Origin of the sequence: Streptomyces sp. NPDC058464, assembly GCF_042721035.1 — a bacterium.
In the GTDB taxonomy this organism is placed as follows: Bacteria; Actinomycetota; Actinomycetes; order Streptomycetales; family Streptomycetaceae; genus Streptomyces.
Map to the genome: position 1 here is coordinate 199072 of NZ_JBHXMA010000013.1, position 12358 is coordinate 211429.

The following is a 12358-nucleotide window of genomic DNA, read 5'->3' on the forward strand; positions in this document are numbered from 1 at the left end:
CCTCTTGCGGGTCGGCGGGCCACACTGTTCCCGTGAGACATGTCATCGCCCTGGACGTGGGCGGCACCGGAATGAAGGCCGCGCTGGTCGGCCCGGACGGCGAGCTGCTCCACCAGGACCGCCGCGCGACCGGCAGGAACCGCGGCCCCGAAGCAGTCGTCACCGCCATCCTCGACTTCGCCGCCGAGCTGCGGGCGTACGGCGAGCGGCACCTCGGCGAGCCGGCGTCGGCGGCCGGTCTCGCCGTCCCGGGGATAGTGGACGAGGAGGCCGGCCTCGCGGTCTACGCGGCCAACCTCGGCTGGCGCGACGTCCCGCTGCGCGCCCTCCTCGCCGACCGCCTCGGCATCCCGGCCGCCCTCGGCCACGACGTACGCACCGGCGCCCTGGCAGAGGGCCGGCTCGGCGCGGGCCGGGGCGCGGACCGCTTCTTCTTCGTGGCTCTCGGCACCGGCATCGCGGGCGGCTTCGGCCTGGACGGCCGGGTGGAATCGGGCGCGCACGGCTTCGCGGGCGAGATCGGCCACATCGTCGTACGACCGCAGGGTGCCCCCTGTCCGTGCGGGCAGCGCGGCTGTCTGGAGCGGTACGCGTCGGCGGCCGCGGTGAGCGAGGCCTGGGCGAAGGCCGGCGGCGACCCGGACGCGGACGCGGCGGACTGCGCCAAGGCGGTCACGTCCGGCGACCCGAACGCCGTCCGGGTGTGGGGGGAGGCGGTGGCCGCACTGGCCGACGGCCTGGTCACGGCCCTCACCCTGCTGGACCCGCGGGTCCTGATCATCGGCGGCGGCCTCGCGGAGGCGGGGAGCGTTCTCTTCGAGCCGCTGCGGGAGGCGGTGGAGCGCCGGGTGACGTTCCAGAAACTGCCGGCGATCGTCCCGGCCGAGCTGGGAGACACGGCCGGTTGTTTGGGGGCGGGCCTGCTCGCCCAGGACCTGTTGACTACGACCACTACTCCGGAGGTAACCCCCTGATGGCTGCGACCGAGCCGCACGACAGCGCCCCTTCAGGGGCGCGGGGCAGTGTCCGATTTGCGGCTACCGCCGCGCGGGCGCGACCAGCCCCCACGGACCCGCAGCCCGCAGACCACGGACTGATCCTCTCCGGTGCCCGAACAGTCCTCCCGACCGGAGTGGTCGACAAGGGACACCTGGTCGTCGACGGCACGAAAATCGCCGCCGAAGCCGCCGAGAACGCCCAGGTCATCGACCTCACCGGCCACTGGCTCCTCCCCGGCTTCGTCGACCTGCACAACCACGGCGGCGGCGGAGCCTCCTTCAGCTCCGGTACGGCGGACGAGATCCTCGCCGGTGTCCGCACGCACCGCCTGCACGGCACCACCACCCTCGTCGCGTCCACCGTCACCGACGACATGGACGTCCTCGCCCGCCAGGCCGGTCTCCTCTCCGAGCTCGCCGAGCAGGGCGAGATCGCCGGCATCCACTTCGAGGGCCCCTTCATCTCCCCGTGCCGCAAGGGCGCCCACTCCGAGGCGCTGCTGCGGGACCCGGACCCGGCGGAGGTCCGCAAGCTGGTCGACGCGGCGCGCGGGCACGCGAAGATGGTCACCCTCGCCACCGAACTCCCCGGCGGCATCGAGTCGGTACGGCTCCTCGCGGAGCACGGCGTGATCGCCGCCGTCGGCCACACGGACGCGACCTACGAGCAGACGGTCGAGGCGATCGACGCGGGCGCCACGGTCGCCACCCACCTCTACAACGCCATGCCGCAGATCGGCCACCGCGCCCCCGGCCCGATCGCCGCCCTCCTGGAGGACGAGCGGGTGACGGTCGAGCTCATCAACGACGGCACCCATCTGCACCCCGCCGCGCTCCAGTTGGCGTTCCATCACGCCGGCCCGGACCGGGTGGCCTTCATCACGGACGCCATGGACGCGGCGGGCTTCGGCGACGGCCGCTATCTGCTGGGCCCGCTGGAAGTGGACGTCACCGACGGAGTCGCCCGGCTCGCGGACACCGGCGCGATCGCCGGGTCCACGCTGACGCTGGACCGCGCGCTGCGGCGGGCGGTCACGGTCGACGGGCTGCCCGTCGAGCACGCCGTCGCCGCCCTGTCCGCCAACCCGGCCCGCCTGCTGGGCCTCTACGACCGCGTCGGCTCCCTGGAGCCCGGCAAGGACGCCGACCTGCTCGTCCTGGACGCGGACTTCACGCTGAAGGGCGTGATGCGGCGGGGCACTTGGGTGGTCGTACCCGAACTGTCCTGATCCCTCCCCCTGTTGAGAGACGGCGACCCTAGGCCGGTCGCCGTCTCTTTGGCATGATCGAGGCCCCCCGACCGACGGCACGGGCACGACACATGCGAGGGAGGTCGCCCGGTGATCCTCACGGTCACGCTGAACACCGCCCTGGACATCACCTACCGGGTCGGCGCCCTGCGCCCGCACACCTCGCACCGCGTCTCGGACGTGACGGAACGGCCGGGCGGCAAGGGCGTGAACGTGGCCCGGGTGCTGGCCGCGCTCGGCCACGAGGCGACTGTGACGGGTTTCGCGGGCGGGGCCACCGGACGGGCGGTACGGGAACGCCTCGCGGATGTCCCCGGTGTCCGGGACGCGCTGCTCCCGGTCGCCGGGCCGACCCGCCGCACCATCGCCGTCGTGGACGAACTGACGGGTGACACGACCCAGTTGAACGAGCCGGGCCCGCAGATAGCCCCTGCCGAGTGGGGTGCCTTCCTCGACCACTACGAGGAACTGCTGCCCGGAGCCTCGGCGGTGGCGCTGTGCGGGAGCCTGCCGCCGGGGGTGCCGGTGGGCGCGTACGCGGGGCTGATAAAGACGGCGCGGGCCGCCGGCGTCCCCGTCCTGCTCGACACCAGCGGGGAGCCGCTGCGGCGCGGGGTCGCGGCCCGCCCGGACCTGCTCAAGCCGAACGCCGACGAACTGGCCGAACTGACCGGCTCCCACGACCCGTTCCGCGCCACCCAGGACGCCCGCCGCCGCGGCGCACGTACGGTGGTCGCCTCACTCGGCGCGCAGGGCCTGCTGGCACTCACCCCGGAGGGCCGCTGGCGCGCGGTCCTCCCTGCGCGGGAACACGGGAACCCCACGGGCGCCGGCGACTCGGCGGTGGCCGGCCTGCTCTCCGCCCTCGTCGAACAGCTCCCCTGGCCGGACCGCCTGTCCCGCGCGGCAGCCCTGTCGGCGGCAACGGTACGAGCTCCGGCGGCAGGCGAGTTCGACCGGGCGGCCTACGAGAAGCTGCTCGGCCAGGTCACGGTGACCGGCGGGACGACGGCCGCCTAGCCCTTGTTCGTGTGCTTGCCCTGCTGCACCCAGAGCTGGTCCAGCAGGACGTCGCAGCTGTCGCCGCTCTGGCAGGACAGGGAGATCGTGTTGGTGCCCTTGGTGAGGGTCGGCCACGCGTAGCTGGTCGTCCAGGCTTTGGTCGGGTCGCTCTGGTGCGTGTAGTTGTCCAGGCTGAACTTGCTGCCGAACGCCTTGCCGTTGATCGTGAGCGTCATACTCCCGTCCTGTACCGCGCTGTAGTGCGCGAAGACGGTGTAGAGGCCGTCCGCCGGGATGCCGTCGACCGTCCAGGTGACGCCGGCGCCGGTCTGGTTCAGGTTCGTGACGTAGATGCCGCCCTCGGCCTTGGCGCCCTTGACGTCCGAGGCCAGGCTCGCGCTGCCGTCCAGACGGAGGGCCTTGGCATCGATCGGATCGATGTCGCCCGTGGCCGACGCCGAGCTGGTGCTCGACGGGGACGGCGAGGCGCTCTGGGACGCGGACGTGGAAGGGGAGGCGTCGCCGCTCGCCTTGTTGTCGTCGCCGTTGCCGTTCAACATCGCGATGCTGATGCCGATGACCACGGCGGCGACGACCGCGACGGCGCCGATGAGGAGGCCCTTGGTGTTCGGGCCCCGGCCGCGGCCGGGGTTCTGGGGGGCCTGGCGGGTGGTCGGGGCGCCGCCCGGGAAGGTCTCCGGGGCCTGGTAGGCCGCGTTCGGCTGCTGGCCGTAGCCGCCGCCGGGCTGCTGCTGCGGGATGGTCTGGCCGCCGTACTGCTGCGTCTGCGGTGCCTGCTGCGGGCCGCCGTACGTGCGCTCGCCGACCGAGCGCACCCTGCTGACGGAGTTCGGGTAGCCGTAGCCACCGGAGCCGGACGGCGGCTGGGCCCCTCTGGCCTGACCGTCGGCGTACAGGTAGCCGAACGGGTCGTCGTCCTCGGGCGTGCTCGCGCCGTTGTTGCCGGGCGTCATCCCTTGGTACTCCTCAACAGGTGCGGGCGGATGCAATACAGGTATTGAGTGTCGAGCCTACCCGGTCCGGCTGAGCCAAACGGGTGACTCGGATCGCATCCGCGCGATGACCTGGGGATCATCCGGCACGGCGATGTGCTTTGGGACGAGATCGTTTCTCTACGTACATCCGCTCGTCGGCGGATTTCAGGACTTCGTCCGCCGTCATGCCGCAGTGCGCCCATCCGATGCCGAAGCTGGCGCCCACCCGCACGGCCCGGCCCTCGGCGCGGATCGGCTGGATGATCTCGTTGCGCAGGCGTACGGCGAGGTCCTGGGCGTCGGCCTTGCCGAGCCCGTCGGCGAGGATCACGAACTCGTCGCCGCCGAGGCGGGCCACCGTGTCGCCGTCGCGCACGGCCCTGCCGAGGCGCCGGGCGACCTCGATGAGGACCGCGTCGCCCGCGTTGTGCCCGAACCGGTCGTTGATGGACTTGAAGCCGTCGAGGTCGCAGAAGAGCACCGCGAGCCCCTTGGCGCCGTCGTCGCGGCCCTCCTCGGGGGCGACGGTGTGCACGTGGTGGTCGTAGCCCTCGTAGGACGGCGTGACGCCCGCGAAGTCGAAGCCGTGGCCGTTGGCGTCGTAGGCGGGGTGGCCGTACGCCGCGTCCAGGGATTCCAGGCCGGCGCCGGTGTCGGCGCGCCGGCAGAGCCGGGAGGAGAGGCGGGAGCGCAGCTCCGCCGAGTTCGGGAGGCCGGTGAGGGAGTCGTGGGAGGCGCGGTGGGCGAGCTGGAGCTCGCGGCGCTTGCGTTCCTCTATGTCCTCGACGTGGGTGAGGAGGAAGCGGGGGCCGTCGGCGGCGTCGGCGACGACGGAGTTGCGGAGCGAGACCCAGACGTAGGTGCCGTCGCGGCGGCCGAGGCGGAGTTCCGCGCGGCCGCCCTCCGCCGAGGTGCGGAGCAGGGTGCCGATGTCCTCGGGGTGGACCAGGTCGGAGAAGGAGTAGCGGCGCATCGCGGAGGCGGGACGGCCCAGGAGGCGGCAGAGGGCGTCGTTGGTGCGCAGTATTCGGCCGTGCTGGTCGCCGCCCATCTCGGCTATCGCCATGCCGGAGGGGGCGTACTCGAAGGCCTGCCGGAAGCTCTCCTCGCTGGCGCGCAGGGCCTGCTGCTCGCGCTCCAGGCGGACCAGGGCGCGCTGCATGTTGGCGCGCAGCCGGGCGTTGCTGATCGCGATCGCGGCCTGGAAGGCGTACATCTGCAGGGCCTCGCGGCCCCAGGCGCCCGGGTGCCGGCCGTTGCGCGGGCGGTCGACGGAGATCACGCCGAGGAGCTCGCCGCAGGAGCTGCCCGATATGCCGGGCGTGTACATCGGGGCGAAGAGCCGGTCCGAGGGGTGCCACTCGTCCTCGAAGCGGGGCGCGGGGCCGTCGGTGTACCACTGCGGGACGTCGTCGTCGTCGAGGACCCAGCCCTCGGTGTGCGGTATGAAGACGAGGTCGCCCCACTTCTCGCCCATGTTCAGCCGCCGGTCCCAGGACTCCCGGGAGCCGACGCGGCCTGTGATCAGGGCCTCGGCGGCGGAGTTGCCGGAGAAGGCGGCGACGACCAGGTCGCCCTCGGCGGGGCGTACCAGGTTGACGCAGGCCATCTCGTAACCGAGAGCGGTGATCACGCCGTCGGCGACGGTCTGCAGTGTGTCCGCCAGGCTGCGGGCCGTGTTCATGTCGGCCATGACCTGGTGCAGCTGTCGCAGGGACGCAAGACGGACGTAGGGCTCCGACTCGGTCTCCATGCTCGCCCTCCCCCCGAGACCTCGCAGCGAATCAAGGGTCTGCTTCGGCGCTACTTTTCCCCGCCACTGAATCACAGCGCGCTGCCCACTCGGTACACAGGGTCAACAATTCACCCCCCTTGTGACTCAAGTCACAGGAGAACGTGAACAATTGAGTGGAGTTTCTGCGTTTTACCTGTGTGCTTACTGAACACAGCCTTTGTGGGCGTGCGCACATGATGCACGTTACGGCCTTTCACCCGCCCTTGGTCCTAGGACTCGGCTCGGGCCGAAGGCCGATGCGGTGGCGCCGGGTCCGACACTAGCGTTTCCGGCGTGCTGAAGACTCCCTCCCCCGCCGCCGCAGAAGCCACCGGGCATGCTGTGGGGGTGAGCAACGATGCGTTCAAGGCCGCGCTGTCCCGGCTGGCCGCCGGCGTGGTCCTGGTGACCGCGCAGGAGCCGCCGCTGGACCCGGACGACCCGCTGGCGCCGGCCGGCGAGGACGTCGGCATGACCGCCACCGCGTTCATGTCGGTGTCGCTCGACCCGCCGTTGGTGCTGGTCAGCCTGCGTGAGGGCTCCCGGATGGACGACCTGCTCGACGAGCAGCCGCGCTGGGCGGTCTCCGTGCTCACCGAGAGCCAGCGCCACATCGCCGGCCGCTTCGCGATGAAGGGCCGCATCAGCGACCGCCTGCTCTTCGAGGACATCCCGTACGCCCGGGGCGAGGCCAGCGGCGCCCCGCTGGTCGGCGGCGCCCTCGCGACGCTGGAGTGCCGCACCGAACAGCGGGTGCCGGCCGGCGACCACACCCTCGTCATCGGCCGCGTCCTCACCGCCGAACTGCCGAGCGCGGAAGGCGGCCCGCTGATGTATTTCCGGGGGCGCTACCGACAGCTGGGATGAAACCGCACGGTCCGTTTCGGAAATTCCGCGGGCGTTACTGAACGGCCGTTACTGAACGGCCGTTCCGGAGCACGCGGATGCCTTCTGCGCTCCCCCTCGAAAAATAACCACCGCAAATCCGACGGCGACACTCCGCATTCGCGTAGGTCCATCGGCGGGGGTCGCCCGGCCGTGCCTGATCGCCGACGGAGACCGCGCGGCCGGCATTCTGACGGCCTTTCGTCACGGCGTCGGCACGCGGCCGGCGAACCGGTCGGAGGACAGGCTGAGGTGCCTACACGGACGTGGCGGGCCGGCCGGCCATCAAGTGGTCGACGAGCGCCAGCAGCACGTCGCGGCCGTCCCCACGGTCACGGGCGTCGCAGAGCACCAGCGGTACCTGGGGGTCGAGGGCGAGTGCCGCGCGGATCTCCTCCGCGGTCCGGTCGCGTATCCCGTGGAAGCAGTTGACGCCGACGACGAAGGGGATGCCGCGGCTCTCGAAGAAGTCGATCGAGGCGAAGCTCACCTCCAGTCGCCGGGTGTCGACCAGGACCACCGCGCCCATCGCCCCGTTGACCAGGTCGTTCCACATGAACCAGAACCGCTCCTGGCCGGGGGTGCCGAACAGGTAGACCACGAGGTCGTCGCTGATGGTGATCCGCCCGAAGTCCAGCGCGACGGTGGTGGTGAACTTGCCGTTCACCCCCTCCAGGTCGTCCACGCCGACGCTGGCCCGGGTCAGGTACTCCTCGGTGTGCAGCGGGGCGACCTCGCTCACCGCGCCGACCAGGGTCGTCTTCCCGACGCCGAACCCGCCGGCGATCAGGATCTTCACCGCCAGGGGAGCCGCCAGAGGAGCCGTCAGGGGAGCCGTCAGGGGAGCGGTGTCCGTAAGGCCCGCCGTGTGGTCAGAGCTTCTTGCGTAGTCCATCTCTCACCGCCTCGAGGATGTTCATGTCGGGAAGGCCGCCGGCCCGGGTGAACGGCTGCGGCGAACGGGCCCACAGGTAACTGGCGTCGACCAGATCGCCGATGAGGATCTTGGTCAACGACACCGGGAGGCCCAGCTTGGCGGCGACTTCCACCACGGCCTTGGACTCCCGGCAGAGCCCGAGGATCGTCCGGTGCTCCGGCTGCATCCTGCGCACCGCGAGCGCCGCCTGCGTGGTGACCTCGGGCAGCGTCGTCACCAGGGTGATCAGCGTCAGATCCGCCCGCTCGGGGGTGGTGCGCCCGCTGGTGATCGTGTAGGGACGGACCAGTTGCTCGTCGGCGTCATCGTCGTCGAACCCCTCAGTCCAGTGCTTCATCCGGCTCTCCCCGCGTCATCGGACGGCGGAGTACGCGCGTCGGTGCCCAGCCGCTGGCCGACCTGCTGGACCAGGGTGTGCATCGCGACGCTCATCAGCTCGGCGTCGACCTCCTGGGAGGCGGTCACCGCCAGGTGGGTGCCGCGGCCCGCGGAGATCACGAACAGCCACAGGTCGGCCATCTCGACGATGACCTGGTGCACCGGGCCGCCGCCGAAGAGCTGCCCGGCCCCGCGGGCGAGGCTCTGCTGGCCGGTGGCGATCGCGGCGAGCCGCTCGGCGTCCGAGCGGTCGATGGTCCGCGAACGGCTCATCACCAGGCCGTCGTCCGACAGCACGATGGCGTGCCGAGTGCCCGTGACCTGCTCGACCAGGCCGTCCAGAAGCCAGTCCAGATCCACGTCGGTGGCCGTCGTACGCTGCGTCATTCTCGATCATCCGTCCTAGGAGAGCCGGTCCGGTCGGACGAGGCGGGCCCTTCACCGCTGCCTTCGCCGCTGCCTTCGCCGGAGCCGGTACCGTCACCGCTGCCGTCACCGCTGCTGTTGTAGTCGTCGCCGTAGCCGTAGCCGTAGCCATGGCCGTTGCTGCGGCCGATGCCGTAGCCGGTGACGCCACCGCCGCTGTCGCCGGTGCCGTCGTCCGAGTCGTCCGGGTCGCCCCCGCCCCGGGCCAGCCGGGACTGCCGGGACTGCCGGGACTGCCGGGACTGCCGGGACTGCCGGGACTGCCGCTGGAACGCGCCGATCGTGGCCCCGGACCGGCCGGGCCGGTCGGGGAACGCCCAGAGATCCGCCTCGTCGGGTTCCTCCAGCCCCGCCAGTTCCGCCTGGATCTGGAGTTCGGGCGCCAGGCTGGCCTGGCGGACCCGCTGGGGCAGCGGCCGCGCCGCGGACGGCACGGACGGCACGGATGGCACGGACGGGGATGCCTCGTCCTCGTCCGCCGACCGGAGACCGGAGGCGGTGACGTTCGCCATCGCGTGTCCCTTGGCGCGGGTGGGCAACCGCCCGCCCTCGTACGGCGCCCGCGGACCGGCACCGGCGTCGTGCGGGTGCGTCCGGGGACCGGGCATGTGCGGCAGCCCCTCCGGGGGGAGCGCGACCGGCTGGGGCTCCGTGGCGGGCTGGTCCACCACCACCTGGTGCGGCAGCAGCACGACGACCCGGGTACCGCCGAAGGCGGACGGCCGCAGCTCCACCCGCAGGCCCAGGCCCGCCGACAGCCGGGCGACCACGTACAGGCCGAGCCGTACGTCGTCGGCCTGGGTCATCACGTCGAGCTGCGGCGGCGCCTCCATCAGGGCGTTGGCGGCGGCGTAGTCCTCGGGCTCCATGCCCAGGCCGCGGTCCTCGATCTCGACCGCGACGCCCCGGCCGACCCGCGCGGCCCGCACCTCGACCGGCGTCGGCGGCTTGGAGAAGGCGGCGGCGTTCTCCATCAGCTCCGCCAGGATGTGCACCAGCGTTCCCACCGCCCGCTCGGACACCCAGGGCTCGCCGTCGACGTCGATCGAGATCCGGCGGTAGTCCTGCACCTCGCCCTGCGCGGCACGCAGCACGTCGAGCAGCCGGACCGGCTTGCGCCAGCGGCGCTGCGGCTGGCCGCCGCCGAGGATGACCAGGTTCTCCTCGTAGCGGCGCAGCCGGGCGGTGAGGTGGTCCAGGTCGAACAGGCCCTCCAGCACCTCGGGATCCTCGTGCGTGCGCTCCAGCTCGTCCAGCTTGCGCAGCTGGAGGCCGATGAGGATCTGGGTGCGCCGGGCGATCCGCTGGAGCAGCCGCTCGAAGCCGCGGTGCTGTTCGGCCTGGCGCACCGCGGTGGCCACGGCGCTGCGGCTGGCCGCGTTCAGGGCCCGCCCGAGCTCGCCGAGCTCGTCGGGGGTGGGTTCGACCAGCCCGACCTCGCGGTCCACGTCGACGTTCTCGCCGCGCTCCAGCCGGGACACCACGTCGGGCAGCCGCTGCTGGAGTTCCACGGCTTCCTCGCGCAGGGCGTAGATGCGCCGGCGCAGGAGGACGGTGAGACGCCAGCTGGTGAGGATGACCAGGACCACGGCGAGCAGGCCGACGGCGCTGACGACGACCAGGGTCCACTGGAGCCGGCTGACGTCGTCGGCGGAGACCTTGTCGAGGTGCGCGACCCGGACCTGGACCAGATTCAGCAGCCGCGGGCGGTTGGCGTCCAGCGAGGTGCGCCATTGGGTGTGGATCCGGCCGAGCTCCAGCTCACCCTGCGAGTGGTGGGGGCCGGCGACGATGACCTGCTCCTCCAGGCTGTGCTGGGTTTCCCACGACTTGGTGGACGTCGCCTTCTTGTACGCGTCGAGTTCGGCACCGGTGAGGCCGAGGGCGACCCGCTGGAGCAGGTACTCCTGAGTGCCGACGGCATCGACGAACACGTCGTACTCATTGACCTTCAGATGCCCGGTCTGCCAGTCGCGGCCGAGCAGGGCGTCCTCGCGCCCGATCCGGTCGATGGCGCTGTAGAGGTCGACCAGGGTGTTCGCCAGCAGGGCCGCACCGGCGTTGCTCCGGCGGCCGAGCGCGGTGAAGACGTCGACCAGCGAGTCGATGGTGCCGCTGTAGTAGTCGAACGCCGCCTTCTGGCCGGCCGACCCGGCGTCCACCGCCTTGCGCTGCGCGGCGAGCCGGTCGAGATCGCGCACGGTGCCGGACAGGGCCGTACCGAGTCCCTGCTGCCCGTGCGAGGTGCTCTGGTCCGCCGCCGGGCGGAAGCCGGTCACCGCCTTGTCGGTCGCCGCGCGCGCGGCGGCCAGCTTGCCGCGGACGGTGGTGCCGGGGTCGGCCTGCATCTCCGCGGTGAGCCGCCGCTCCTCGTCGAGGGACTGGAAGAGGACGGACGACGGCCGGCCCAACGAGGCGGCCAGGTCGCTCTGGGTCTTCTCCGCCTGCCAGCGAGTGGCCAGCTGGTACGTGCTCAGGCCCCACAGGGGCGCGAGCGCGAGGCTCGGTACGACCACGAGGATGATCAGAACGGTACGCAGGGGCAGTCGACCGGGGCTGCCGCCCGACCCGACCGGCTGTGAGAGAAGGTCAGCTGACGCCGGCACAGCGTCCGATGGCTGGTTCTCGACGGCCGCACTTCCGGCCCGTCTACCCCCAAACCTGCCAAATCCGGTCACCTTAGGGACACTCCCCCCACCGTTCGGTGCATCCATGAGGAAAAAATCGCCAAAGTCCGGCGACTGGTGGCAGATAGTAGCCACATTGAATGAAGCCCGTAAGCGTTTTGCCTTCACCCCGCGGATCCGCCGGGTGGCGCAGCGAAGTCCCGGCCGACCGGTCCGGAACCCTCGTCCGACCGCGACTGCGAACGGCCGACGACGATCGCCGGGGCCGTGACTGAAGTGACGGTGATCCGCCTGATGCCCGTCCGGTTCTCCGGCCAGTCGTCGCGATGGCGCCACGAACCAGCCAGCTGGCAGGATTTCAGCAGCTCAGATGTGCAGGCGAGGCATCCGGCGTCTCATCCGCCGTCGCAGGTCCGGATTGCGCCAGCGAGCGGCCCATGGGCAAGCCCGGTGGCCTCGTCGCCGAGTGCCACGAACAGATCCTCGTTCTCGACTGCGTACACCGACAGGAGGACCGACCGGAAGACCGCAGGGACGGCGTTACGACCAGTCGCGGCCGGTCCGCCCCCGCTTGGTGTCCGAGCGCTGCTTCTTCTCCCGCAGTCGGCGTTCGTTGATCCCGCGCGGGATGCGCGTCGGGCGGCGCGGCTTGGGCGGCGGCGCGGTGGCCTCCGCGAGAAGCGCGGCGAGGCGTACGGCGGCGGTCTCGCGATTGCGCCACTGCGAACGGTGCTCGGACGACCGTACGACGATCACGCCGTCGACGAGCCGCCCCGCCAGCCGCTCCAGCGCCCGCTCCTTCCACACCGGCGGCAGCGCCTCGGTGTTCGCGAGGTCGAAGCGGAGCTCCACCTGCGAGTCACTGGTGTTGACGTGCTGCCCTCCCGGCCCGGACGACCGCGAGAAACGCCAGTGGAGCTCGGCCTCGGGGAGCGAGACGGAGCCGCGGATGACGTAAGGACCGGACATGCCCCCTATGGTCGCGCGGCTGACCGGCACACGTCACGTGAATATCGTTCATCACCCGTTTGGTAAAGAAAGTAAAGCGTGGTGGAACCTTCGGTACCCCTCGTGGCGTTCATACGG

Annotated in this window: 11 protein-coding genes; 4 read left to right on the forward strand and 7 right to left on the reverse strand. The window is 71.7% G+C overall.

Going from position 1 to position 12358, the window contains the following annotated elements; genetic code table 11:
- The first annotated feature begins 32 nt into the window (after positions 1-32).
- The 3 genes from ACFWPQ_RS19615 to ACFWPQ_RS19625 all read left to right on the forward strand — a co-directional run bounded on the left by ACFWPQ_RS19615 (position 33) and on the right by ACFWPQ_RS19625 (position 3268).
- A complete protein-coding gene (locus tag ACFWPQ_RS19615; RefSeq protein WP_384035845.1) occupies positions 33-974 on the forward strand; it encodes an ROK family protein in 942 nt (313 codons plus the stop codon).
- Positions 974-2227 carry an N-acetylglucosamine-6-phosphate deacetylase gene (nagA, locus tag ACFWPQ_RS19620; RefSeq protein WP_384035847.1) on the forward strand — a complete coding sequence of 418 codons (1254 nt, stop codon included), beginning with the start codon at positions 974-976 and terminating at the stop codon, positions 2225-2227. Before ACFWPQ_RS19615 ends, nagA begins: the two co-directional genes overlap by 1 nt.
- A 111-nt stretch (positions 2228-2338) precedes the next feature.
- Positions 2339-3268, forward strand: a complete 930-nt coding sequence (locus ACFWPQ_RS19625; RefSeq protein ID WP_384035850.1) for a 1-phosphofructokinase family hexose kinase — start codon at positions 2339-2341, stop codon at positions 3266-3268.
- Here the strand turns inward: ACFWPQ_RS19625 and ACFWPQ_RS19630 are convergent.
- Positions 3265-4224: a carbohydrate-binding protein gene (locus tag ACFWPQ_RS19630; RefSeq protein WP_384035853.1), complete on the reverse strand. Its 960-nt coding sequence runs from the start codon at positions 4222-4224 to the stop codon at positions 3265-3267. The genes ACFWPQ_RS19625 and ACFWPQ_RS19630 overlap by 4 nt on opposite strands.
- A gap of 118 nt (positions 4225-4342) precedes the next feature.
- Complete coding sequence (gene cdgB, locus ACFWPQ_RS19635) at positions 4343-5998, reverse strand: diguanylate cyclase CdgB (RefSeq protein ID WP_384035856.1); 1656 nt, start codon at positions 5996-5998, stop codon at positions 4343-4345.
- A gap of 369 nt (positions 5999-6367) precedes the next feature.
- On the opposite strand from cdgB, the gene ACFWPQ_RS19640 reads away from it, so the two are divergent.
- Positions 6368-6886 (forward strand): flavin reductase family protein, encoded by a 519-nt coding sequence (locus tag ACFWPQ_RS19640; RefSeq protein WP_384035859.1) that lies wholly within the window; start codon positions 6368-6370, stop codon positions 6884-6886.
- Between the two features lie 274 nt (positions 6887-7160).
- On the opposite strand, the gene ACFWPQ_RS19645 is transcribed toward ACFWPQ_RS19640, so the two are convergent.
- The 5 genes from ACFWPQ_RS19645 to arfB form a co-directional block, all read right to left on the reverse strand.
- Complete coding sequence (locus tag ACFWPQ_RS19645; RefSeq protein ID WP_384035947.1) at positions 7161-7733, reverse strand: ATP/GTP-binding protein; 573 nt, start codon at positions 7731-7733, stop codon at positions 7161-7163.
- A gap of 43 nt (positions 7734-7776) precedes the next feature.
- Complete coding sequence (locus ACFWPQ_RS19650) at positions 7777-8178, reverse strand: DUF742 domain-containing protein (RefSeq protein ID WP_384035862.1); 402 nt, start codon at positions 8176-8178, stop codon at positions 7777-7779.
- A complete protein-coding gene (locus ACFWPQ_RS19655; protein WP_384035865.1) occupies positions 8175-8606 on the reverse strand; it encodes a roadblock/LC7 domain-containing protein in 432 nt (143 codons plus the stop codon). Before ACFWPQ_RS19655 ends, ACFWPQ_RS19650 begins: the two co-directional genes overlap by 4 nt.
- Positions 8603-11161, reverse strand: coding sequence for a nitrate- and nitrite sensing domain-containing protein (locus ACFWPQ_RS19660; RefSeq protein ID WP_384035868.1), 2559 nt, complete (start codon positions 11159-11161; stop codon positions 8603-8605). Before ACFWPQ_RS19660 ends, ACFWPQ_RS19655 begins: the two co-directional genes overlap by 4 nt.
- Positions 11162-11812: 651 nt before the next feature.
- Complete coding sequence (gene arfB / locus ACFWPQ_RS19665; RefSeq protein ID WP_361295526.1) at positions 11813-12241, reverse strand: alternative ribosome rescue aminoacyl-tRNA hydrolase ArfB; 429 nt, start codon at positions 12239-12241, stop codon at positions 11813-11815.
- Positions 12242-12358 lie beyond the last annotated feature (117 nt).

Coding starts and splice junctions, on each gene's coding strand:
- ACFWPQ_RS19655 (WP_384035865.1), bottom strand. CDS start 8,606: ATGACGCAGCGTACGACGGCCACCGACGTGGATCTGGACTGGCTTCTG.
- cdgB (WP_384035856.1), bottom strand. CDS start 5,998: ATGGAGACCGAGTCGGAGCCCTACGTCCGTCTTGCGTCCCTGCGACAG.
- ACFWPQ_RS19650 (WP_384035862.1), bottom strand. CDS start 8,178: ATGAAGCACTGGACTGAGGGGTTCGACGACGATGACGCCGACGAGCAA.
- arfB (WP_361295526.1), bottom strand. CDS start 12,241: ATGTCCGGTCCTTACGTCATCCGCGGCTCCGTCTCGCTCCCCGAGGCC.
- ACFWPQ_RS19630 (WP_384035853.1), bottom strand. CDS start 4,224: ATGACGCCCGGCAACAACGGCGCGAGCACGCCCGAGGACGACGACCCG.
- nagA (WP_384035847.1), top strand. CDS start 974: ATGGCTGCGACCGAGCCGCACGACAGCGCCCCTTCAGGGGCGCGGGGC.